General features: G+C 46.6%; 20 protein-coding genes. 5 read left to right on the top strand and 15 right to left on the bottom strand.

Annotation, left to right across the window (positions count from 1 at the left end; translation table 11 throughout):
* Positions 1-97 precede the first annotated feature (97 nt).
* Together serS and smpB are read left to right on the top strand one after the other, a co-directional pair.
* Positions 98-1,384, top strand: coding sequence for a serine--tRNA ligase (gene serS / locus ACLWMH_RS07225; RefSeq protein WP_411916023.1), 1,287 nt, complete (start codon positions 98-100; stop codon positions 1,382-1,384).
* Positions 1,374-1,850: an SsrA-binding protein SmpB gene (gene smpB / locus ACLWMH_RS07220; protein WP_411916022.1), complete on the top strand. Its 477-nt coding sequence runs from the start codon at positions 1,374-1,376 to the stop codon at positions 1,848-1,850. Before serS ends, smpB begins: the two co-directional genes overlap by 11 nt.
* A gap of 124 nt (positions 1,851-1,974) precedes the next feature.
* Here smpB and ACLWMH_RS07215 read toward each other — a convergent pair whose 3' ends face one another.
* Positions 1,975-2,916, bottom strand: a complete 942-nt coding sequence (locus ACLWMH_RS07215; RefSeq protein ID WP_411916021.1) for a helix-turn-helix transcriptional regulator — start codon at positions 2,914-2,916, stop codon at positions 1,975-1,977.
* A gap of 383 nt (positions 2,917-3,299) precedes the next feature.
* On the opposite strand from ACLWMH_RS07215, the gene ruvB reads away from it, so the two are divergent.
* The 3 genes from ruvB (at position 3,300) to xseA (ending at position 6,423) form a co-directional block, all read left to right on the top strand.
* The gene (gene ruvB, locus ACLWMH_RS07210) at positions 3,300-4,334 is read left to right on the top strand and encodes a Holliday junction branch migration DNA helicase RuvB (RefSeq protein ID WP_411916020.1); all 1,035 of its coding nucleotides are present in this window, start codon (positions 3,300-3,302) and stop codon (positions 4,332-4,334) included.
* Positions 4,335-4,426: 92 nt separating this feature from the next.
* Positions 4,427-4,918, top strand: a complete 492-nt coding sequence (locus tag ACLWMH_RS07205; protein ID WP_411916249.1) for an Lrp/AsnC family transcriptional regulator — start codon at positions 4,427-4,429, stop codon at positions 4,916-4,918.
* 14 nt (positions 4,919-4,932) lie between these two features.
* Positions 4,933-6,423, top strand: a complete 1,491-nt coding sequence (gene xseA, locus ACLWMH_RS07200; protein ID WP_411916019.1) for an exodeoxyribonuclease VII large subunit — start codon at positions 4,933-4,935, stop codon at positions 6,421-6,423.
* 229 nt (positions 6,424-6,652) lie between these two features.
* Here the strand turns inward: xseA and ACLWMH_RS07195 are convergent, their stop codons facing one another.
* The 14 genes from ACLWMH_RS07195 to pepT all read right to left on the bottom strand — a co-directional run bounded on the left by ACLWMH_RS07195 (position 6,653) and on the right by pepT (position 21,045).
* Positions 6,653-9,181 (bottom strand): Ig-like domain-containing domain, encoded by a 2,529-nt coding sequence (locus tag ACLWMH_RS07195; RefSeq protein WP_411916018.1) that lies wholly within the window; start codon positions 9,179-9,181, stop codon positions 6,653-6,655.
* Positions 9,182-9,190: 9 nt separating this feature from the next.
* Positions 9,191-9,796: an L-threonylcarbamoyladenylate synthase gene (locus tag ACLWMH_RS07190; protein WP_411916017.1), complete on the bottom strand. Its 606-nt coding sequence runs from the start codon at positions 9,794-9,796 to the stop codon at positions 9,191-9,193.
* A gap of 9 nt (positions 9,797-9,805) precedes the next feature.
* Complete coding sequence (locus ACLWMH_RS07185) at positions 9,806-10,510, bottom strand: ComEA family DNA-binding protein (protein WP_411916016.1); 705 nt, start codon at positions 10,508-10,510, stop codon at positions 9,806-9,808.
* The gene (locus ACLWMH_RS07180) at positions 10,476-11,072 is read right to left on the bottom strand and encodes an ABC transporter ATP-binding protein (protein ID WP_411916015.1); all 597 of its coding nucleotides are present in this window, start codon (positions 11,070-11,072) and stop codon (positions 10,476-10,478) included. The genes ACLWMH_RS07185 and ACLWMH_RS07180 overlap by 35 nt, the downstream gene beginning before the upstream one ends.
* Before the next feature lie 102 nt (positions 11,073-11,174).
* A complete protein-coding gene (locus ACLWMH_RS07175) occupies positions 11,175-11,888 on the bottom strand; it encodes a tRNA threonylcarbamoyladenosine dehydratase (protein ID WP_411916014.1) in 714 nt (237 codons plus the stop codon).
* On the bottom strand, positions 11,888-12,976 hold the full coding sequence (gene mltG / locus ACLWMH_RS07170) for an endolytic transglycosylase MltG (protein WP_411916013.1): 1,089 nt from the start codon (positions 12,974-12,976) through the stop codon (positions 11,888-11,890). Before mltG ends, ACLWMH_RS07175 begins: the two co-directional genes overlap by 1 nt.
* 20 nt (positions 12,977-12,996) lie before the next feature.
* On the bottom strand, positions 12,997-14,265 hold the full coding sequence (locus ACLWMH_RS07165; RefSeq protein WP_411916012.1) for a TPM domain-containing protein: 1,269 nt from the start codon (positions 14,263-14,265) through the stop codon (positions 12,997-12,999).
* Between the two features lie 25 nt (positions 14,266-14,290).
* Positions 14,291-14,845: a LemA family protein gene (locus ACLWMH_RS07160; protein WP_411916248.1), complete on the bottom strand. Its 555-nt coding sequence runs from the start codon at positions 14,843-14,845 to the stop codon at positions 14,291-14,293.
* A gap of 149 nt (positions 14,846-14,994) precedes the next feature.
* Positions 14,995-15,582, bottom strand: a complete 588-nt coding sequence (locus ACLWMH_RS07155) for a flavin reductase family protein (RefSeq protein ID WP_411916011.1) — start codon at positions 15,580-15,582, stop codon at positions 14,995-14,997.
* A 73-nt stretch (positions 15,583-15,655) separates the two neighbouring features.
* The gene (locus ACLWMH_RS07150) at positions 15,656-16,126 is read right to left on the bottom strand and encodes an aspartate carbamoyltransferase regulatory subunit (protein WP_411916247.1); all 471 of its coding nucleotides are present in this window, start codon (positions 16,124-16,126) and stop codon (positions 15,656-15,658) included.
* Positions 16,122-17,036, bottom strand: a complete 915-nt coding sequence (gene pyrB, locus ACLWMH_RS07145) for an aspartate carbamoyltransferase (RefSeq protein WP_411916010.1) — start codon at positions 17,034-17,036, stop codon at positions 16,122-16,124. The genes ACLWMH_RS07150 and pyrB overlap by 5 nt, the downstream gene beginning before the upstream one ends.
* Positions 17,037-17,148: 112 nt before the next feature.
* Positions 17,149-17,988, bottom strand: a complete 840-nt coding sequence (locus tag ACLWMH_RS07140; protein WP_411916009.1) for a glycosyltransferase family 2 protein — start codon at positions 17,986-17,988, stop codon at positions 17,149-17,151.
* Positions 17,979-19,436: an O-antigen ligase family protein gene (locus tag ACLWMH_RS07135; protein WP_411916008.1), complete on the bottom strand. Its 1,458-nt coding sequence runs from the start codon at positions 19,434-19,436 to the stop codon at positions 17,979-17,981. The genes ACLWMH_RS07140 and ACLWMH_RS07135 overlap by 10 nt, the downstream gene beginning before the upstream one ends.
* Before the next feature lie 385 nt (positions 19,437-19,821).
* Complete coding sequence (gene pepT, locus ACLWMH_RS07130) at positions 19,822-21,045, bottom strand: peptidase T (protein WP_411916007.1); 1,224 nt, start codon at positions 21,043-21,045, stop codon at positions 19,822-19,824.
* Between the last annotated feature and the right edge of the window lie 8 nt (positions 21,046-21,053).

Below are 21,053 nucleotides of genomic sequence, written 5' to 3'. Positions count from 1 at the left end.
ATGAGAAGAATGGTTGTTGCAGTGCGCTGCGAAGCCATTCTTCTTTGCGTTAAGAGGGATTAATAAGTTGCATTTATAAGCAAAAAAGAAACGAGTCATGCTTGTAGTAAAAGATATTTTGGAGCATCCTGAGGAGACAATCCAACGTCTTGCGGTGAAGCATTTTGATGCTAAAGAGGCCATTGGGCAGGTGATTGCTTTGGATGAACAGCGTCGTACCGCCCAGCAGTCTTTGGATGCTTCTCTTAATCAGCAAAAGAAGCTTGCTGCTGAGATAGGTGCTAAAATGAAGCAGGGGCTAAAAGAGGAGGCCACTGCCCTGCGTGAAGAGGTGGCTCGACTCAAGGAGGATAGTATTCGATCGGAAGAGGCAAAAAAACAAGCGGAGGAGGCTATCGAGCAGCTTCTTTTGTCTATTCCCAATACACCTCATGTTTCTGTGCCTGAGGGAAATGGGGCTGACGACAATGAAGTAGTTGAGATGGGTGGCCAGATGCCTAAGCTGGCAGATGATGCCATTCCTCATTGGGAGTTGGCAAAGAAATATGATTTAGTTGATTTTGAACTGGGGGTTAAGATTACGGGTGCAGGATTTCCGGTATATAAAAAGCAGGGCGCGCGTCTGCAACGTGCGTTGATTAGCTTTTTCCTGGATCGTGCAATTGCCGCCGGTTATGAAGAAATTGAGCCGCCACTTTTGGTCAATGAGGCGAGCGGATATGGTACCGGACAGCTTCCCGACAAGGAAGGACAGATGTATGAAGTGCCTATTGACGGGCTTTATCTCATACCCACTGCTGAGGTGCCGGTTACCAATCTCTACCGAGACGTTATATTGGACGAAAAGGAATTACCTATCCGTCACGTGGCTTATTCGTCATGTTTCCGTCGTGAAGCAGGCTCTTATGGAAAAGATGTGCGCGGCTTAAACCGCCTCCATCAGTTCGATAAGGTAGAAATAGTACAAATAGACACTCCCGAACGCTCCTATCAGACTCTGGATAAAATGATAGATCATGTGCGTGGGCTGGTAGAGTCTCTCGGATTGCCTTGGCGTATCCTCAGACTCTGTGGAGGCGATATAAGCTTTACCTCTGCCCTGACGTATGATTTTGAGGTCTATTCAGCTGCTCAAGGACGTTGGCTTGAGGTGAGCTCGGTCTCTAACTTTGAGAGCTATCAGGCTAATCGCCTTAAGTGTCGCTACCGTAATAAGGATCGTAAGACGGTGCTCTGTCACACCCTTAATGGTAGTGCTCTTGCTCTGCCACGTATTGTAGCTGCTTTATTGGAAAACAATCAGTCGCCTGAGGGTATTCATATTCCTGAAGTACTGGTACCCTATACAGGCTTTGATATGATCAAAGCAACCGATGGCCAATAAGAAAAAGGGGGAAACCGGCAAGCGACATATCTCCATTAAGAATAGGCGCGCCACTTTTGATTATGAAGTATTGGAGCGCTATACGGCAGGTATTGTACTGGTCGGTCCTGAAATTAAATCAATTCGTGCCGGAAAGGCCGGACTCGCAGATAGCTATTGCTATTTTGTCGGCAATGAATTGTGGGTGAAGAATCTGTATATAGCGGAGTATGCGTTTGCCTCTTTTAATCGTGCACCGGAGAGACGAGAGCGCAAATTGTTACTCAACAAGCGTGAGCTGCGTAAGCTTCATAATGCAGTAAAAAGCCCCGGCACTACAATAGTGCCACTCGAATTGTATATCAATGAGAGAGGACTGGCAAAGTTGGTCATTGCAGAAGCAAGAGGAAAAAAGAATTACGATAAGCGTCAGTCTATTAAAGAGCGTGAGGATAAGCGAAGTATGGCTCGTGCAATGAGGTATTAAGCTTTATCTTCCTCTTTATTTCGCACCTATTAAAGGTGACATACCCAAGGAATATACTCCGAGCGGTATGCCACCTTTAATTTTTTTCTATTTCTATGTAGATTCCTTTAGTACAGGTCTCGTGCTATACGTCTATTTTTGGTGCATTGTTGCGGATTGCGTAGGGGGTATCGCCCAGCATTTTTTTGCAGAAGGCACACAGATAGCTCACAGAAGATAGCTTATATCGTTCTGCTAATTCGGTTAGAGGGGCATCTGTTTCAACAAGGTCATAATATAGAAAATAGGCCTTTTGACGGTGGATCCACTGCAATGGCGACTGATGAAACTCCTCTTTGAAGTTCCTTTTGAAACTGCTCAGCGACAGACCGGATAGCTCTGCCAGCTCTTCTACATTACGGGCATCCATAAAGTGATGGAATACGAACGAGCGGAAGCCGGTGTGGTGGCAATGGAACTCAGAGAAGAAGGGGTCTATTTCCGATTTTGGATAGAGATTCCAAAAAATAGAAAAGAGCTCACGAAGCTTATGCTCATACAAGCCCTGTAGTTTCATGCCATTTTTGAGATAGCAGACAACAGAATCGCGCCACAAGCGCACGGCATCGTTTGCTTTAAGTGTGGTTGTATGGATGTATGTTTTGTTTTGGTTATCGTCTTTCCCTGTAGAAGCCTCGGATGAAACGTCGGGGCAGCGCTTCCCTTCGCAGAGTTGAATAGAGGCAAAAAAGCGAAATACTAATGCCTGTCCTTCGCTGCTTTTGTGGCGCATCCTAATACGATGAAAGCTAGGAACAAACAGCACTTCGTCGCCGTTTGTCTTTGGCAAGTCATGAGGAAACTCGTGTATCTCAATCCCCTCTGTAAGAGGAAATACCAATAAGTAACGGTCATCGCTGTCGAGCATGCATCCCTTGGCAGATACATGTAACAGTTCGGGAAGAATAGAAGACGCTGAGGAGGGATTGGGAACTGCGCTTCTTGTAGAAGAGGAAATGGTTATCTCTCTATCAATATCAGGAGTCCAGGTCTCTTTTCCCGGAGTGTAAGAATTTTTTTCAACCATGCTTCTTCATTTCTTTTGTAGAAAAGTGTCTCCTTTTCTACCCATTTGTCTTTTCAAGTAATAGAATGCTAACTATCAATTAATTTACAAATGTAGTGAATCTCAAACTAATTTCCATCTTCTGAAAGGGAATTTGGCATGTTCCCACCCTAATTGAGGGGATAAAAGAATAGTAGACCGGGCAGTGCAAAAAACAACAAAAAGCAAATTGCTAAACGGAGTTCCCTACTATCTATTGCTATAGGATGTATATCGGTGAACCTGCTCTTTTGGAGAAGTTTGGTTCCTCTTATACTAATTCTATGAAGTGTAAAGCATTGAATCTCAAAAATGAGAAATATGGCATTTTGTAGATAAAACTTTTTGTTTACCTTTGCAGAACGATGGAAGAAGAGTTCAATATCAGACATAGTGTAGTGGAAAGGCCTACCGATTTAGCTATCGAAGAGGCGTTGCGTCCCTCCTGCTTTTCCTCCTTTAGTGGGCAAGAAAAGGTGATTGGCAACCTTACAATCTTTGTAGCGGCAGCCAAGAAGCGCGAAGAGGCCTTAGACCATGTGTTACTACATGGTCCTCCCGGCTTAGGAAAAACGACTCTTGCACACATTATTGCTGAAGAAATGGGCGTGGGGATTAAGGTGACTAGTGGTCCCGTATTGGACAAGCCCGGTGATTTAGCGGGTTTGCTTACTTCATTGGAGCCCCGAGATGTGTTGTTTATTGATGAAATTCACCGTTTGAGCCCTGTAGTAGAGGAATATCTCTATTCTGCTATGGAGGATTATCGGATTGATATCATGATAGATAAAGGGCCCGGTGCACGTACGATACAGATTGACTTGAACCCCTTTACTTTAGTAGGGGCGACTACACGTTCAGGTTTGCTTACTGCTCCGCTACGAGCCCGCTTCGGTATTAACTTGCATTTGGAGTACTACGACATTGATACGATCTGCGCCATTGTATTGCGCTCGGCTTCTATTTTACAGACCTCTTGTACAGCGGAGGCCGCTCAAGAGATTGCGTCTCGTAGTCGTGGCACGCCGAGGGTGGCTAATGCTTTGCTCCGTCGGGTAAGAGACTTTGCTCAGATTAAAGGGGATGGCGAGATAGATAAGCAGATCGCACTCTATGCATTGGAGGCGCTCAATATAGATCGCTTCGGATTGGATCAGATAGACCATAAGCTATTGGTTAACATTATCGATAAGTTTGGAGGCGGACCGGTGGGCTTATCCACTATTGCCACGGCCATGGGAGAGGATCCCGGCACGATAGAGGATGTGTACGAGCCTTTCCTTATTAAAGAGGGATTCCTTAAGCGCACCCCTCGCGGCAGAGAGGCCACGGAGCTTGCTTATAAGCATTTACACCGAGTGTATCGTAATGAAGCCTTAGATGCTACACTCTTCGATTGACATAATATAAGAATAGAAAATATACCATACATAATATCAATTCATACAAATCAGATTAGGAATATTCACAGTAAGAATATAGAGTCATGGAAATGAAGTTTGACAACTTGGATCTTAAGATCCTCTCAATTGTATCACAGAATGCACGTGTTCCGGTAAAGGAGATAGCAGAGCGTTGTGATGTGTCTCGCGCTGCAGTACATCAGCACTTGGCACGCATGAGAGCCAATAAGATGATTGCCGATAGGGGTTTTCGTGTAAATCCTCGTGACTTGGGCTACGGAATATGCACATTTGTGGGTATTCGGCTTGAAAAAGCCAGCATGTACAAGGCGGTAGTACCTTGTATCGAAGCCATTCCGGAGGTGGTAGAGTGCCACTACACGACAGGGGCATACTCACTGCTTATCAAGCTTTATGCAACGGACAATGTGCATTTGATGGAGATACTGAGTGATCGGATTCAGTCTATTAAAGGGGTCTCTTCAACAGAAGCGATGGTGTCGCTGGAAGAGGGCTTCTTGCGTAACTTGCCGATCCCGGAGGTATCGAACATGCCTTCGCGCCGCAGAAAGAGTCGCTAATACACGCTCAGTAGATGGTAAAGCACTATTCGTTAAGTCGCTTTGCCGCATCACTTGAGAAGTGTATAGAGGTTAATTTCTCAGGCAATTATTGGGTTCACGCCGAGACTATCGACGTGAAAGTCCACGTAGCTACCGGGCATTGCTACTTAGAGCTTATCGAGAAAGAGCCGGATGGAAATCGTATAAAAGCTCGAATGAGAGCCGTTATTTGGGCTTCTCGATATAGCTACATAAAGCAACGGATAGCCACGGAAGCAGAGCGCAGTTTTGATTCAGGGCTGGCTATATTGGCTCTGATCAAGGTGCGCTTTTCGCCTCAATATGGACTGAGCCTGGAGATAATTGACATAGATCCGGCATATACTATCGGAGAGGTAGCACGCCGGCGCAAAGAGTTAGCCGATAGGCTACGGACGGAGGGGTTGATAGAGCGCAATAAGCAGCTGCCCCTGCCTCATCCGATCAAAACGATAGCGCTTATAACGAGTGATACGGCGGCAGGCTTTGGAGATTTTAAGGAACATTTGCTTCGGAATGGACGAAGCTACCCATTTGCGGTTGTCATGTTTTCTGCCCTTATGCAGGGTGAAAATGCTGAGAAAAGTGTGATTGCAGCACTTGAGCGTATCAAGAAAAGCAACATACCCTTTGATGTGGTCGCATTGGTTCGTGGTGGGGGTGCCGAGTTGGATCTGTCTGCTTTCGATAGTTACGAGATAGCCAAGGCAATTGCTCTATTTCCGCTTCCCGTACTGACAGGGATCGGTCATCAACGTGATACAACGCTTTGCGATATGGTTGCGGGAAAAAGTCTGAAGACACCCACTGCGGTAGCCGACTTTCTCGTAAGTTATAGAGAAAGTGAGTACTTGGATCTTTTAGCTCAAACCGACAGATTTCGGAAGGAAGTCAAAAGAGCAATGGAGCATCACGAACTTTTACTGCAGAAGAGTGTACAGAGCCTCCCTATGCAGCTCGTGGCGAGAATCCATGCAGAAAAGATGCGTCTCTCCTCCGCTTGCCAGCACTTCAGCTATGTGTGTCGGAGTTGTACGGCTGCCGAGCACCGCTATTTGGAGGGCAGTGGGCAGCGGTTTGCCCAAGTACTCCGGCAAGCTATACAAAGTGAACAGCATCATTTGGAGGCACAATGCCTGCGCCTTACCTTGCGCTTACCGCTCTATAAGCGTGAACGTGAAGAAGAATTAAAGCGTATGAATAAGGCACTGTGCGATACTCTCAAGCGTGAAAGGCTCAAACGTAACCAAGCACTGAGCGAAGTAGAGCGTATTATCGGTTTAATGGATCCGCTTAATACGCTGAAGCGGGGCTACAGTATTGTAACCAAAGCGAGTGGAGAAGTATTGAAGAGTGCCTCCGACGTACAGGAAGGCGAGGTACTGACGATTAGACTTTCTGCCGGTAGTGCGGAAGCCGCTGTGTTGCGTACGACGGAAGAGAAAAATAAAAAGGCCAAAAAATCCTCGTCTGCCGTTGAATAGAGAGGCTTCTAGACGTCTTTCGTTTTGTGTACGTTTGTGAATGGTGGCTTTTTGTAGCATGTACTAAAGAAAAGATTCTGATCTTTTAAATCAAATATATAGATCTTTTAGCGTAAACATCTATACCTTTTGATCAAGAGGTATAGATGTTTTTTGTGCCAATAATAAAGGGGAGGTTATCGTCAGGCGGACCTATAGCCACTTCCGCACGGGTTGATGTAGAAAAAGGTTATTTAGTGTTGTTTGCCTTTTGCTGCGCCTTTTGTGCTTTCTTAGCTGCCCGCTCCTCTTTGCGTGAGGGTAGGCCGAGCAATTTCCGATCTCTATTTCCGGGGTTCCACCTCTCGCCATAGCGTTCCCTCATGCGCTGAATATACTCCTCATTGAGATTCTTCCGCTCTCGCGTTTCTTCTTGCTTTTTTGCTTCTGGATGCACCATATCGGCCGGGCGCTGCTTGTATAGCGGTAGAGCAAGAGGATTCCATTTTATTTCTGAAGTAAATTTGGCTTGTACGGAGATAGCTTGCGGCAAATAGTAGGTTGGCTCCGGTTGCTCAGAGGGGTATTTACCCATATCCCATACACCATTCTTATTCAAATCCAGCCAAATACGACCAAAGTAGGTCTCAGGTGCCAGTTCTCCTACTTCAAGGCTGTCGGTCACTATTTGGCGTAGGAGTACGCTATCGTTTTTATCCAACAGCTCAAAGTAGCAAGGTGCTTCGTCAGGATTAAAATGGGGTGGATATTCCATGAACAACTTGAAGCCCCCGAACGCATCCTCTTTGAGCGTGGCAAAAGGAATTTGCTCCTTAAGTACAATGGAGTGATAGGTGCTTTCTATTGAGCCGGAGTCAATCTCTAAGAGATACTGAGCGCCAAAGTCAGCGTCGAATATGAGTTCGTAGTCGAGACTGCGAAGAGAGTCTTGCCGTAGAGTGAGCGGTATCAGCGTGCGTTCGCCTTCGGGGATCTTGTCCCCTTGAGAAAAACTTTGACCCGATGTAGACGAATAATCCTCTTCTTGTGCCGTTGGGGTATCGTTCTGCTCTGCTTGGTGCCCATATTTGTCTAAGGCATTTTCGTATGGGTTTGATGCCCCTCCCACGTAGGATTTTTCCTTCTGATTATAGTTTGATGGTGCTTGTGTAGGCTCCGGAGCAGCATCGGCAGATGATGCATCCAACTGAGGAATGGAGTCTGTGGCAGCAAGTGAAGTACTATCTACCGCAATAGAATAGAGTCGTATCGGTATAGAATCCGGCAAGACAACCGGCTCGGAGAAGGAAAGCCATACGGCCGCTCTCGGATGCCCTTTGTGAATGCCCTCTTCTCGGATTAAGTTAACCTTGAGTTGAGGTATATGGAGCTGTATGGAGTCGATAAGCGTTGAGTCGTTGCGAGGAATGGAATCCACACTTAGATGAGTTGAGTCCGTTGTCGAAATTACGACCTTCTTCTTGGATGCTCTCTTTTTCTTGCTTTTCCGGCTAGTAGTTTTCCCTTTTTCAATAGTTTTTGGGTGCTTGTACACAAATTGCAGTGAATCCTCCTTTACGATAGGGCGTTCTAGCGAATCCAATGCAGCATAGGAAATGGTGAAGCGCAGTGTGTCTTGTCGGTAGAGCATTGAGTCCGTCAGGTAATAGGAAAGGGTATGTTTGTCTTGCTCTAATTGAGGTTGCCAACCGGCAGGTGACGAGGCGGAATAGGTAAATAGGGGCTTTAGTTGCGGTAGTTGGGTAATAGGTTCATGAAAGGCAATAGTAAGGCGAGTAGAGTCGGGGCGTGAAACTTTACCCAAGACTTGTGATTTGCGAATGCTTACAGCATAGAGGAGCAGATTGTCCGGTACGGACTCATCCTCATTGGGCAATGGGCTTGGCTCAACGGCAGTAGCAACTTCTGTAGAATCTGCCGCGCCTTCGGTAGAAACTTTTTGGTCGGTGCCTTTATCCGCAACTAATTGTGGGGAGGGCTCAGCAGTGGCGGTGCTATCCTGTAGGGTGCTGTCCGAAGGGGTAGCTGCCTGTTCCTTAAGGGGTAGGGTGAGTGGTAGCTGCGCTTCTATAGCATCAGCAAGGAATGCGATACCCTCATTAGGCTGTGAGTAGCTGTAGTTGCGGTCAATGTCGTTAGTAGCTACCAAAAAATATTTCCCCGGTGCCAAATGGGTAATATTGAACACTCCGTTGTCGGTAGTCTTACTGATACGGAGCATGGGTTGATCGCCCGGTAAGTCAGGGAGCGAATCGCGATAGACACCTACGGTGTAGGCACTGAGGGGCATAAGCGTGTGGGCATCCAAGAGCTGCCCACGAAGTTGCATCGTATCGATATGAGGACCTGTGGAAAAAGCATAAGAGAAGCCCTCCAAAGGGTTCCCTTCATTAAGGTCTACAATGGCATCGCTAAAATCAAAAGTATAGGTTGTATTGGGAACGAGAGGCTCCTCTATTTTAATTGTAATGGTTTTCCCCACCCCTGCTGTAAAGCGAGGCGGTTCAAGTTGTGGAGGTGCTGCGACTACCTTCTCGCTCTGCTTCTCTAAACGTACATTCTCATTGAAGCGAAGCTTTATAGTACGCTTTTTCACGTTGACTGCTCCATTGGGAGGAGTTGCTTTAACTAATTTTGGCGGCATCATGTCGTAGGGTCCCCCCTCGGGAGAAACTTGATGCGCACAGCCATATATCAGTGTGGCAAGTATTGCGGTGAAAAGTAAGGCAGCAAGAGTAAGTAAGGAAAAGTGTCGCATATAAACTCGCTAAAGGACAATAGGGCCATGAGGCCGTAACTCGGTGATTGAATCGCCTTCAATCCTTATGACAGCTGTTTGTAGTCCCGGGGCAATATCCCCGTCCAGTATGGTATAAACCTCCTTCCCATATAACTCATCTATCAGCTCGGGATTCGTAAGGTATTCGATCTCCTCCTGTAGTACCGGTAGCGAAGCAGTCAGCAGCGGATAGCTGAGATGTTCTAAGAGTAACGAGGTGATGGGTGAAAGAGAAAAACGAATGCCCACCTCTTTGCGTTCCTTGAGCTGCTTGGGTAGCTTATTGGTAACCGGCAAGATAAAGGTCATAGGCTCCGAGATATGCTCTTTGATAAAGCGAAATGCAGAATTGTCAATTTTGGCATAGGAAGAGGCTTCTGCTAAATCACGACACATTAGCGCAAAGAGCTGCTTTCGCATATCACTTCGCTTGAGTGCATAGATACGCTCAACTGCAGTAACTTTAAGCGGGTTACAGCCATATGCGTAGCCTATTCCTGTGGGGAAGATGATAATTTCGCCCTCGTCAATAAGGTGGGTTAGCTCTTCGATGAGCTTAAAATCGGGATTCTGATAATATAGCTTTGTAATCACCTTGCAAAGCTACTCAAAAAGGAAGTAATGGGATAGCCTAACGCTGTCGTCTTTTGTAAAAGCGTCCAAATGAGCCAGTTGGCTCCATCCGTGGAGCTTGCTGTCACGAAAGAGTAGGCGTTCGATAGTATTACGCTGCGCTCTATTCAAGTAGGGGTGGAACGGAATGCTATCATAGGCAGTCTGTGACAGATTGATGCGCACCGGAGGCTGATTGACGGTAAAGAAGGGTTTTATTTGTTGGTAACGCTCCGAGGTCATGCCCCATACCTCTTGCAGTTGGAGTACGGTGTAGTAGCCACCTAATCGCTCGCGATAGCTTACTATGCGGCGAGCAAATGCCGGTCCAATGCCGGGCACACGAGTGAGTAATGCCGAGTCAGCTTGATTTAGATCAATGGTAGTGCCTTGCGGTATGCGTCTTTTGGGGGTGTATTCGCTTCCTGCGGGAGGTCCTACATACTCTGCGTTTCGCTCTAATGAAGGCTTCTCTTTAGGTTTGAGGGGGTGGGTGTCGGTATAAATAGAGTCCTTTTGCAGTGTATCCGCAGAAGTGAGGAGAGGTGCTTCGGGTGGAAAGGAAGAGGCTGAGGTGGGTTTGGATACAAGGTAGATTGTAATCCCACTTATCAGTAGAATGGTGAGCGTGATTAGCCCGGGCCGGTCTCCTGTATGGAGCCTAAAGAGCTCCCTCAGTTTGTGTTTCAGTGCCATGGGTACTATTCACTATCTGACCATCAGAGATAATCAGCGTACGCATACAAGTAGCAGCCAATTCGGCATCATGTGTAGCAATTAACATGGTTTGGTGCCGCTCCTGACGAATCTTTGTTAATAGGTTATGCAGCTCAATCTTATTCTTACTATCCAAGCTGCCGCTTGGTTCGTCTGCCAGTAGTATATCGGGGTCATTGATCAGCGCACGAGCAATAGCCACCCGTTGCTTTTCTCCTCCGGATAAGGCAGCGGGCTTGTGGTGTAAGCGTTCAGATAGATTGAGGGACGCTAATAGATGTTGTGCCTTATTCAGTGCCTCCTCTTTCTTCATGCCGGCAATCATAGCCGGTAATGCCGCATTCTCTTCTGCGGTAAACTCCGGCAGTAATTCATGCGACTGAAAAACAAATCCTATACGCTTATTGCGAAAAAGATCTTTCTTGCGCGTAGAAAGCTCAAAAAGAGAAGTCCCCTTGATTACAACCGAGCCTCCGTCTGCACTATCTAAGAGCCCGAGAATATGGAGCAGTGTTGTTTTCCCTGCACCTGAGGCTCCCATGATAGCTACACTCTCGCCTTCATCAATTGAGAAGGAAAGTCCCTTGAGAACAGGTAATGCACCATAGTGCTTAGTGAGATTATTGACTTCAAGAAACATGCTTTACAGATTAGATAATACATAGGATGCAATGAAGCAACCAAATACGTTGGGTAAATAGGAAATGGTCCCTACCGTAGTACGTTTGTTGCGCTCAAGAGAGTTACTGAGGATAGCCTGTTTGATGGGAGTTTCTATTGAGTAAACAACCGGTATTCCTTCGTTAATACCTGCTTCGCGCAGATTGCGGCGTATGATTTTAGCTAATGAGCAATGATTACTTTGCGATATATCGGCTATGCGTACGCTTTGCGGATCACGCTTGGCACCGGCTCCCATAGAGGATACGATAGGAAAATGGGCTTGGTAGGATCGGATTAATAGCTCCGTTTTGGGCGCAATGGTATCTATGGCATCTACAATAAAGTCATAGCGATCCAAAGCGAGCAGGGGAGCAATGTCGTCACATGCTAAGTACTTTTCAATACAACTCACCGATGCAGATGGATTGATGCGCAATACCAACTCTTTGGCGAGCGAGGCTTTACTTACTCCTATGTTGTCCGGAAAGGCAAGCACCTGCCGATTAATATTGGAGGCCGATACAGAGTCGCCATCCACTAATGTAAAATGTCCTACTCCGGCTCTGGCAAGCATCTCAACTATTATGCCACCCACTCCGCCTAAGCCTACAATAAGCACATGGGCCTGTTCATAACGAGCCAGTTGCTCGGTGCCGGTTAGTAATGCTGTACGCTCTGAGTAGGAGGCTTCCATCAGTGGATATTACGTTCGTTTAGTGCCTGTTGGTAGCGTTGCGCATTCAATAGGTGCTGCGTATAGAACTGGGCAAAGTCGTGGTATCCGGAGAAATCACTCTTCGCACACATATAGTAGAAGTTATGATGCGTGAAGTTCAAAACGGCATCAAGTGTACTCTTCTGTGGAAAGCGGATCGGACCGGGGGGAAGGCCTTCGTGCAGGTATGTATTGTATGGGGAGTTAGTTTGTAGTAAAGCTCCTGCTACACGCTTTGCGGAGAAGTCACCGGCGGCATACTTCAGAGTGGGATCAGCTTGTAGCTTCATACCGCGGCGTAGGCGATTGATATAGAGTCCGGCAATGTCTGAGTACTCATCTTTCTTGGCACTCTCCTCTTCTACAATACTGGCTATGATACAGATCTGTACCGGAGTAAGCTGCTCTTTCTGGGCTTTCTTCAAACGTTCTTCATTCCAAAAGCGATGATAGTTCGTTACTATTTTATGGATCAGTTCATTGGGAGAGATTGTCCAGTACACCTCATACGTATCAGGAATGAATAGGCAACGTATGGTCTCGGTAGTGAATCCCAAAGAGTCGCAAAAAGCTTCGTTTTCAATGAGTTTATTCAATGAGTCGGCCTCAAAAGCTAATGGTGCACTCAGTTTCTCCACAAGCTGTTGCTGGGTACGTATATTATTGAATGTAAGATTTAGGGGCGTTTCGTTGGCAACAGTGAGCACTCTATATAGCTTTGTTAAGCTCATATTGCCCTTAACGGCATATCTACCGGGGCGTAATTTCTTCTCCACGTTTAGCATCTTTGAGAAGGGTGCCGCTAATGGAAGTTTTCGTAAGCCTATCTCATTGGTTAATTGCTCCTCTACTTGTTGAAGGGTTGTGGTCGGACGTACATAGAGAAATCCCTCTTTCCCCGACTTACCGGCAGGGCGTAACAACTCAAAGGCAACCCACCCTAAGAATAGTAGCAGTATAACGATTAGGATGATAATAAACCTTGTTAAGGCTTTACGACGTCGTACTTTTGCCACATTCTGACCGGGGCGCCACTTAGGTACATAGGGATGATATTTTTTCTTCATAAAAGGGATTTAATTATACGTTACCAACCGCCGGTTGCTCCTCCGCCACCGGTAGAACCACCGCCAAAGCCTCCTCCGAAACCTCCTCCGAAGCCGCCTCTGCGACCTAAACTACTGCCAATGATACTTCCGGCTATAATTCCGGTGCTCACATCATCGTCATCGCGTATATCCTTATGCTCCGTATGGTCGCAGAAGTCGCATTTCCAAGTGGTGCGCAGCACTCTTCCGTTACGCGTTCTTACATGCTTTTTACTCAATATATAGTACGAGCGGGTATGACAATTGGGACAATCTTTATACTTCGTTTTGGGTTGTTCCACAAGAACAGCATGTTCGTAGCCACATTGTGTACAACGATAGGGAGCATACTGCCGACTTCCGATGGCTGTTTCAAAGCGTTGTGAGGGGGAAAGGAGCCTATTTAAGTCAATACCGGCGGGATGATAAGTATTGTAGCTACCGCATCTGGGGCAGGTAAGGGCGGCTTTTTTGATTCGCTTACGGTATTTAGGGTACCAAACGAGGAACAAAACCATCACAGGGATACAGATAATAAGCCATACCGACATCATTCGTGCATGTTTATCCATCTGTCGGAGTGCAAATTGAGGTTCGTATTGGGCAGCGATCTGCCGTACGCCTACAAATGCACCTATTGTTAATCCGATAACCGTAATAAAATAAAACGCCAGCAACAAAAACATTCCGATAACGGATGATGTCTCACCATCGTCACTTGCACTTCTTCTGTCAGAAGGCGTATATTCTCCTGCGTCAACACTCTCCCTAATCACGTTTATGGCGTTTAGTATTCCTTCGCCATACGCTTCCTGTTGGAAGTATGGTGCTATCTCGTTGGCTATGATATTACTGCATACTGCATCGGGCAACACCCCTTCCAATCCATAGCCCGTTTGAATGCGGAACTTATGATCCTCCATTGATCCGATGAGTAGTAGTCCGGTGTTTTGCTTTGCAGAACCTAAGCCCCAACTGCGAAATAATTCTAAAGCAAAGTCCTCTATTTCCCTATCGGTTGATGGAATAAGTACCACGACTGCCTCAATCCCGAAGTCGTGTCGAAGCGCCATTAACGCTCGGTCTATCTCCACTTGTAGGTTGCTCCCTACGTATCCCTGTGGGTCACTTAGGAAACGGCTGCTGTCGGCTACCTGTACATTAGGCACATCGGAGACGGAATAAACACCTCCTTTGGGTGTAGCACACACATATAGTGTAGCTACTACCCATAGTAAGAGGGTGCTTAGGAGCGTGCGTATCCTCATTTTAGCCAAGCTATTCTTAGCTCTGTTAGAACTTAACTTCAGGTGCCTTCTCTGCTCCCTCTGTAGCTTTGAAGTAAGGCCGCGTCTTGAATCCAAAAATGCCGGCCGCTATGTTATTAGGAAAGCGACGAATGTTTGTATTATACTCCTTAGCCACATTATTGAAATCCATGCGAGCTACGGCTATACGATTCTCAGTGCCTTCTAACTGAGCTTGAAGTTGACGGAAGTTTTCGTCTGCCTTAAGCTCCGGATAGCGTTCAACTACTACCATAAGACGACCTAAAGCATTAGTAAGTTGATCTTGTGTAGCTTGGAAGTTGGCTAATTGTTCCTCAGTCATCTTGCTGGGATCAATGGTATTGGCAGTAGCCTTGCTGCGTGCTTCTATCACGCCCTCTAAAGTCTCCTTTTCATGAGAGGCATACCCTTTAACTGTTTCTACTAAGTTGGGAATAAGATCAGTACGCCGTTGGTATTGGTTTTCTACTTGGCTCCAAGAGGTATTCACAGCTTCCTGTAGATTAACCATCTTATTGTAGCGTTTGATAAAGAAAATGGCAATAAGAGCCACAATCATCAAAATCACAATAAGTGTGGAGGAGCGTCCTTTACGGTTACGCGTATGCGCTTGATTATTTGACCCAATGTTATTGGGCTGCTGATTGTTGCTAAATGATGGATTGCTCATACTTGAAAATAGTTAGATATTGTCTTTTGTATAATTTGTTAGTCTCTTCTAACGATAGGGTCAGAGCCTTTCTTCAGACTCCAGCCGAAGTAGCCTATAAAGTCGCCTAAGGAGAAGTATTCACCATGGGCATATACGAGTAGATCGCTCTTCATCAGGTCCAGCTTACCTGTTTCCGGATTGATATAGGCGTCATCTACTGCTACGCTTACTATATCTGCGATGAATAGGTCGTGGCTGCCAAGAGGTACTATTTCGCGAACCCGGCACTCTAAACTAACCGGGCTCTCCTCTACCAAGGGGCAGCTGATGATCTTCGCCTTGCAGGGTGTCAGTCCTGAGGCTGCCCATTTGTCTCCTTTGCGGCCACTCGTTACGCCTACCAAGTCAGTAGCTTTGGCCATGGCCGGGGTAGTTAGGTTTAAAGCAAACTGCATAGTTTCCTTAACCATTGGGTAGCTGAAGCGCTCAGGGCGAATACTTACGTAGCACATGGGCGGCTCACTATTGAGTATCCCGGTCCAAGATGCGGTAAACAGATTGCTTCGCCCTTCGCTATCGCAAGCCGTTACTATTATAGCGGGCAATGGGCTGATCATGGTGCCGGCCGGCCAATGCTGTTTCATGAGTTTTCTCTATTAAATGGTATTACTCCTCAAGCACCCTTATGAGATACAACAAATAGCTCTTTCTAAAAGTTTAGAGCAGTTCAACCTGCTCATTCTTTACTTTTCGTCCGCAATAGCTACATATCAGTACGCTTCCGGAGGAATCTGTCGCACTCTCAAATCGTGTAGGCATAGGCTCATGGTTGACTATGCACTTAGGATTTGGGCAGCGTACGATACCGATGAACTCTTTGGGCTGCTCTACTTGTTTCTTCTCGACCACCTTATAGTCGCGTATTACATTGAGCGTCACATGTGGCGCAACCAAAGCAATTCTATTGAGTACATCATCCTCAAAGAAGCGGTCTGCTATTTTAATAATTCCCTTCTTGCCCTGCTTATGCCCGGCGAAGTTATTCCCGATGGTAATAGGTGCTGTTGCATCCTCCAAATGAAGTAGCGCAACTACGGCAAATAGCTTTTCGGGTGGTATATGGTCAATCACCGTGCCATTGCAGATAGCCGCTACTGAAAGCTCTTTCTTATCCTCTTTCATACTAATCCTCCCTATCAATTCCTAAAACTTCACAAAGGATAGCCTGACGTACATAAAGTCCGTTTTGCGCTTGGCTAAAGTAGTAAGCAGCCGGGTGCGTGTCCACCTCCTGTGCAATCTCGTTTACGCGAGGCAGAGGGTGCAGAATCTTCATGGTAGGCTTGGCATCACGAAGTAGATCTAAGTTGAGTACATACACATCCTTTACAGCCTCATACTCTTCAGGATCGGTAAAGCGCTCCTGCTGCACACGCGTCATATAGAGAATATCGGCACGTGCCACTACGTTGGGTGTAAAGTCGGTTGTTTCTTCAAAAGATATTCCTTTGTCGATGCAGTAACGACGATATTCCTCGGGAAGCGCAAGCGACTCCGGTGCCACAAATATAAAGTGTGGACGGAAGTGCGACATGCCCTCAATGAGCGAGTGGACCGTTCGTCCGAAGCGCAGATCCCCCACCACCACAAAAGTAAGGTCCTCAAGCTTACCTTGTGTTTTCTTCACACTGTAGAGATCCAGTAGGGTCTGCGAAGGGTGCTGGTGTGCGCCATCACCGGCATTCACAATGGGCCGCTCGGTTACCTCAGCCGCATACTTAGCTGCACCCTCTAAGTAGTGTCGCATGATGATCACATCCGCATAGTTGGATACTATTTTAATTGTATCCTTTAGCGTCTCTCCTTTTGTGGAGCTAGAGGTGCGTGCATCGCTAAAGCCGATTACCCGACCGCCTAAGCGTACTACTGCTGTCTCAAAGCTGAGGCGTGTGCGCGTGGAAGGCTCAAAAAAGAGTGTGGCAGCAACCAAGCCATCCAGATAGTTGCGGTTGGGTTGCGCTTCAAAATGAGCAGCGCGGTGGAGAATCTTTAGGATATCTCCTGCTGTGCACTGCTCTATAGAAATCAGGTTTTTCATCTATTTAGGTGGGGGAACTCCATTTCCCATATTCCCTCGCCTACAAAGATAGAAAAAGAAGTAAAAAGTGAGGGGCTGTCTACCGCCTGCCCGTTCTTGCAAATCCTGTGGCTTATACGATCTGACTGAACCGCTCCGGAATACGTACAATGCAGACTATAGTGAACATAGCAGGCTTATTCCAAGCATATGGAGGTCGAACAAAGGTTTGTATTCGGCGCGCCCTTCGGGTTGCCTTGTCCCAATCGTGTGCTTTCTTTTGTGTAACCTGGCGTATCGTTTTACTACGACGCTTGAGATGGTTGGTCCAACCGGCTTCGCGACGACTCGGATCCTGAAAGCGTGCCTCTAAGCGACCCATATCGAAGTATCCGAAATGAAACAAATAGAGGTGACGATCAATATGAAAGTTGTGCCCCAAGATGCGATGAAACCCTCTTCCCCACCGTACAGGGCGTGTAATGATGCAGGGCTTTGTATAGCGTGTAGAGAGACGAGCGTAGTGGCGCTGTGTGAGCCACGGAGCATTACAATGAATAGCAGTCTCCTGCTCTAAGTGCTGACCTACATCTACTCCTAATGCAGAGTAGGATGTGCGGTCGGGAAGCTCACTGAGGTAAGCAGCCAATCCTTTACCCAAAGAGGGATCTACAACTACAAACTCATCCGCATCGCAACCAATTACCATATCATACTGAGCCAAAAGGATTTGCGCCTGCTCGGAAAGGAAATCTAAGCGACCCTTTTCGGCTTCTACGACCTGCCCTTGGATCTTCTCTACAGCAGTAACATGCGCTTGCGGACACCAATCGGGAAGGGGTTGATCGGTACCATCCAGGAATATGTACAGATTCTCTTCGCCTAACTCTGCTCCATAGTAAGCAGTCCATTTGCGTAGAAAAAAGTCATCGTTGCGCACCATGGTAAGGGCGCAGATACGTTTTATAGCCATTTTGTATTGTAGTGCTGATTATTGACGTTTGTATTGCTTTCAACCAAGAAGCAAAGCATGAGCATCATCCCGATTAGGTACTCGGGGAAGATGAAGACCAGTTCGATTAGAAGGATAAGTGTAAAAAATAACATTGCAAGCAGTAAGTCGCCTAACCGACGTCGTATGGCCACGGCATAAAAGGATGCCGGCACAAAGGTAATGAAAAGCATACTAAGCAACCCGCCTTCCAAGTAGCTTTGCATCCATTGATTGTGAAAGTGTCCAGCATTATATCCCTGTTTGAAGGGATAAATAAGGCTTGCCGAGGAACCTAATCCAAAGCCTTTCCAGGGGTGCTCCCCGATGTAATTTGCCCCTATGCGTAGTAGCTCGAGACGATGAGAATCGGTGAAGTACTCAAGCAGGTTGGGAGAGATAATCAGAAGCGCAGTTACCCCTACAGCGGCAGTTATCAAACCGATAGCTACTACTCGTTGAATAGAGATGTGGGTAAGGCTCTTTACTAATAAAATAACCCCTAAAACCCCTATGAAAAGGAGATAAATACGGCTCTGGAGAATAATTGAGAAAGAGAGCATGAGTAAGTAGTACAGGCACAGCACAATTCCTTGATAGGAGATAAGCCGTGCGCGTACTGCGTGGTACAGGAAGGGGACCGTGAAGATAAAGCTCAAATACGTGTAGTGCTGCCAGCCGAAAAGAGAGAGTAATGTTACCGGGAAACTATATCGCCAGGGCAATAGTAGATAGCTTTTGGTCAGTGCAAAGCAGGAGGTTATAGGGATACCGCTTGCGGTGCAGAGCCACAGGTAGAGCAGTACTACAGCGGAAAGATAAAGAATCGTAATGCGCATGGCATACTCCATAAAGCCGCGTACAACCTCACGATGTGGCGGATAGCAGAAGACTGCAATGGGTACAATGGCAAGCCAAAGTTCCCGTCGGAAGTAGTTCCCACTCATACCGGGTATATTGTTCCACAGAAGCGTAAGGGCTTCATACAAGACATAGAGCAGCGTGGCAATAATCACCAAACGCGGAGAAAAAGCCGGTCTCTTGCGTTGCGCTATTTCTCGTCCCCAGTGAATGAAAATTCCCAAAAGGAAAAATATTGTAGTTCCCCAAAAAGTATGGAAGAAGCCCACTAGTAGGTTGGCATATCCCATCGCCCAAAGCAGCATGATACCGCGATCCCACACCTCCTCACGGCTCTGCGGCTGATTATTGGCAATACGGAGCGGAGCTATGAAGGAAACGGTAAATCCAACGAGAAGAAATAGGTAAAGCGGTGTTTGAAAGCGGCCAAAGTCCAACCAAGAGGTCATCGTCCACATGTTGCTTCGGTCGGCAATTAATGCATAGACAAAGCCAACCACCGCACAGCTTGCCACGATAAGTATATAGGGCAGGAGAAGCCGCCATTCCTCTTTCTTTTTTCTCTCCATCACCTTAGTCACTTTTCTATCTTATATTATAGGGTGAGTCTGTGGGCTCTAAGTCATTGAAAAACAGCTATACTTTTTCGGAAAAAGATCAGAAAGTATTCATTGAAAAGTATAGATATTTCAAATGAAAGATCAGAACCTTTTGTCTCACACATTCATATGTTTGACCCTGCTGAAAGGGTCTTTATGGGCCACTACTTATGCAAAGGTCACAAAAAATCGCCACCTAACCGCTTTCTCTATGGATTGTGTTTGGTGGAGGTATTGCTTTTATTCCCCCTAAGTAGGAGGTATCCCACTTACGTCCTTATTATCCGTAGGCATATCAAGAAAAGGGCAACCGCCACTCAGCAGCTGCCCTTCTCTCAATTATTCCCTTCTGTACTTAGCGTTCACCCCATAGGCGTGCCAAGTTGAGTAACGTGTGGAAGCACTTCTCCAAAGTGGTCAGCGAGCAATACTCATACTTACCATGGAAGTTCATCCCACCGGTAAAAAGATTGGGGCAGGGTAGACCCATAAACGAGAGTCGAGCTCCATCCGTACCGCCACGAATGGGTTTGATGAGGGGTACTACGTTTGCCTCCTTCATAGCGGATTCGGCCAATTCAATTACCTCGGGATGCGGCTCCACTTTTTCCCTCATATTATAGTACTGATCGCGAAGTTCCAAAGAGATAACTGCTTTGCCGAGCTTCTTATTTAAGTAAGCGACGGCAGCTTCAATCAAGGCTTTTTTCTCTTCAAAGAGCTCCCTGCTGTGGTCACGAATAATATATGCCATTTCAGCTTTCTCTACACTGCCGGAGAGGTGGATGAGATGATAAAATCCCTCGTAGTGCTCCGTTAGTTCGGGGCGCATACCTACTGGGAGCATGGCATGCAGATCGCAAGCTACTTGCAGCGCATTGATCATCTTTCCCTTAGCACTGCCCGGGTGGATATTACGCCCTTGGATAAATAGTTTAGCTGACGCTGCATTAAAGTTTTCATACTCTAATTCACCTTCCATACCTCCGTCTACGGTATAGGCGAAATCGGCACCGAAAGCCTTTACATCAAAGAAGTCCACTCCACGTCCGATTTCTTCGTCGGGAGTGAAGCCGATGCGTATTTTACCATGCTTGATAGACTCATTCTGCAAGAGCTCTTCAGCCATAGTCATAATGGCGGTTACGCCTGCTTTATCATCTGCTCCAAGTAGTGTGGTACCATCGGTAGTTACCAACTTATGGCCTTTGAAAAAGCTTAGCTCAGGAAACTCCTCTGTGGTCATCATAAGCGAGTCGTTCAGCTTAATGTCCCCACCATCGTATTGCTCAATGATCTGCGGATGTACATTAGCTCCCGACATGTCCGGAGACGTATCTACATGAGAAATAAAGCCAATGACCGGTTTCCCTTCGTATCCCTTACTGGCAGGTATGGTGCCGGTTACATAGCCATACTTATCCATGTTTACCTCGGTGAGCCCGAGTTGTTCCATCTCTTTTTTCAGATCTCCCAGCAGTTTGAGCTGTTTCTCCGTGGAAGGGAAGGTCGTGCTATTCTCATCACTCTGCGTGTCGTAAGATATGTAACGCAGGAGACGTTCTTCAAGTCTTTTCATTATAAGTA

The organism is Porphyromonas miyakawae (genome assembly GCF_045865415.1).
Taxonomy (GTDB): domain Bacteria; phylum Bacteroidota; class Bacteroidia; order Bacteroidales; family Porphyromonadaceae; genus Porphyromonas; species Porphyromonas miyakawae.
This window is presented reverse-complemented; position numbering and strand designations above follow the sequence as displayed.

Bases quoted from the DNA above. Each gene is read 5' to 3' on its own strand.
- ACLWMH_RS07205 (WP_411916249.1), top strand. From the start codon at position 4,427: ATGAAGTTTGACAACTTGGATCTTAAGATCCTCTCAATTGTATCACAG.
- ACLWMH_RS07215 (WP_411916021.1), bottom strand. From the start codon at position 2,916: ATGGTTGAAAAAAATTCTTACACTCCGGGAAAAGAGACCTGGACTCCT.
- ACLWMH_RS07195 (WP_411916018.1), bottom strand. From the start codon at position 9,181: ATGCGACACTTTTCCTTACTTACTCTTGCTGCCTTACTTTTCACCGCA.
- ACLWMH_RS07135 (WP_411916008.1), bottom strand. From the start codon at position 19,436: ATGGAGAGAAAAAAGAAAGAGGAATGGCGGCTTCTCCTGCCCTATATA.
- ruvB (WP_411916020.1), top strand. From the start codon at position 3,300: ATGGAAGAAGAGTTCAATATCAGACATAGTGTAGTGGAAAGGCCTACC.
- pyrB (WP_411916010.1), bottom strand. From the start codon at position 17,036: ATGAAAAACCTGATTTCTATAGAGCAGTGCACAGCAGGAGATATCCTA.
- xseA (WP_411916019.1), top strand. From the start codon at position 4,933: ATGGTAAAGCACTATTCGTTAAGTCGCTTTGCCGCATCACTTGAGAAG.
- pepT (WP_411916007.1), bottom strand. From the start codon at position 21,045: ATGAAAAGACTTGAAGAACGTCTCCTGCGTTACATATCTTACGACACG.
- ACLWMH_RS07180 (WP_411916015.1), bottom strand. From the start codon at position 11,072: ATGGGAGCCTCAGGTGCAGGGAAAACAACACTGCTCCATATTCTCGGG.
- ACLWMH_RS07165 (WP_411916012.1), bottom strand. From the start codon at position 14,265: ATGAGGATACGCACGCTCCTAAGCACCCTCTTACTATGGGTAGTAGCT.
- ACLWMH_RS07175 (WP_411916014.1), bottom strand. From the start codon at position 11,888: ATGGAAGCCTCCTACTCAGAGCGTACAGCATTACTAACCGGCACCGAG.
- ACLWMH_RS07160 (WP_411916248.1), bottom strand. From the start codon at position 14,845: ATGATTGTGGCTCTTATTGCCATTTTCTTTATCAAACGCTACAATAAG.
- ACLWMH_RS07185 (WP_411916016.1), bottom strand. From the start codon at position 10,510: ATGGCACTGAAACACAAACTGAGGGAGCTCTTTAGGCTCCATACAGGA.
- serS (WP_411916023.1), top strand. From the start codon at position 98: ATGCTTGTAGTAAAAGATATTTTGGAGCATCCTGAGGAGACAATCCAA.
- ACLWMH_RS07155 (WP_411916011.1), bottom strand. From the start codon at position 15,582: ATGAAACAGCATTGGCCGGCCGGCACCATGATCAGCCCATTGCCCGCT.
- ACLWMH_RS07140 (WP_411916009.1), bottom strand. From the start codon at position 17,988: ATGGCTATAAAACGTATCTGCGCCCTTACCATGGTGCGCAACGATGAC.
- mltG (WP_411916013.1), bottom strand. From the start codon at position 12,976: ATGAAGAAAAAATATCATCCCTATGTACCTAAGTGGCGCCCCGGTCAG.
- smpB (WP_411916022.1), top strand. From the start codon at position 1,374: ATGGCCAATAAGAAAAAGGGGGAAACCGGCAAGCGACATATCTCCATT.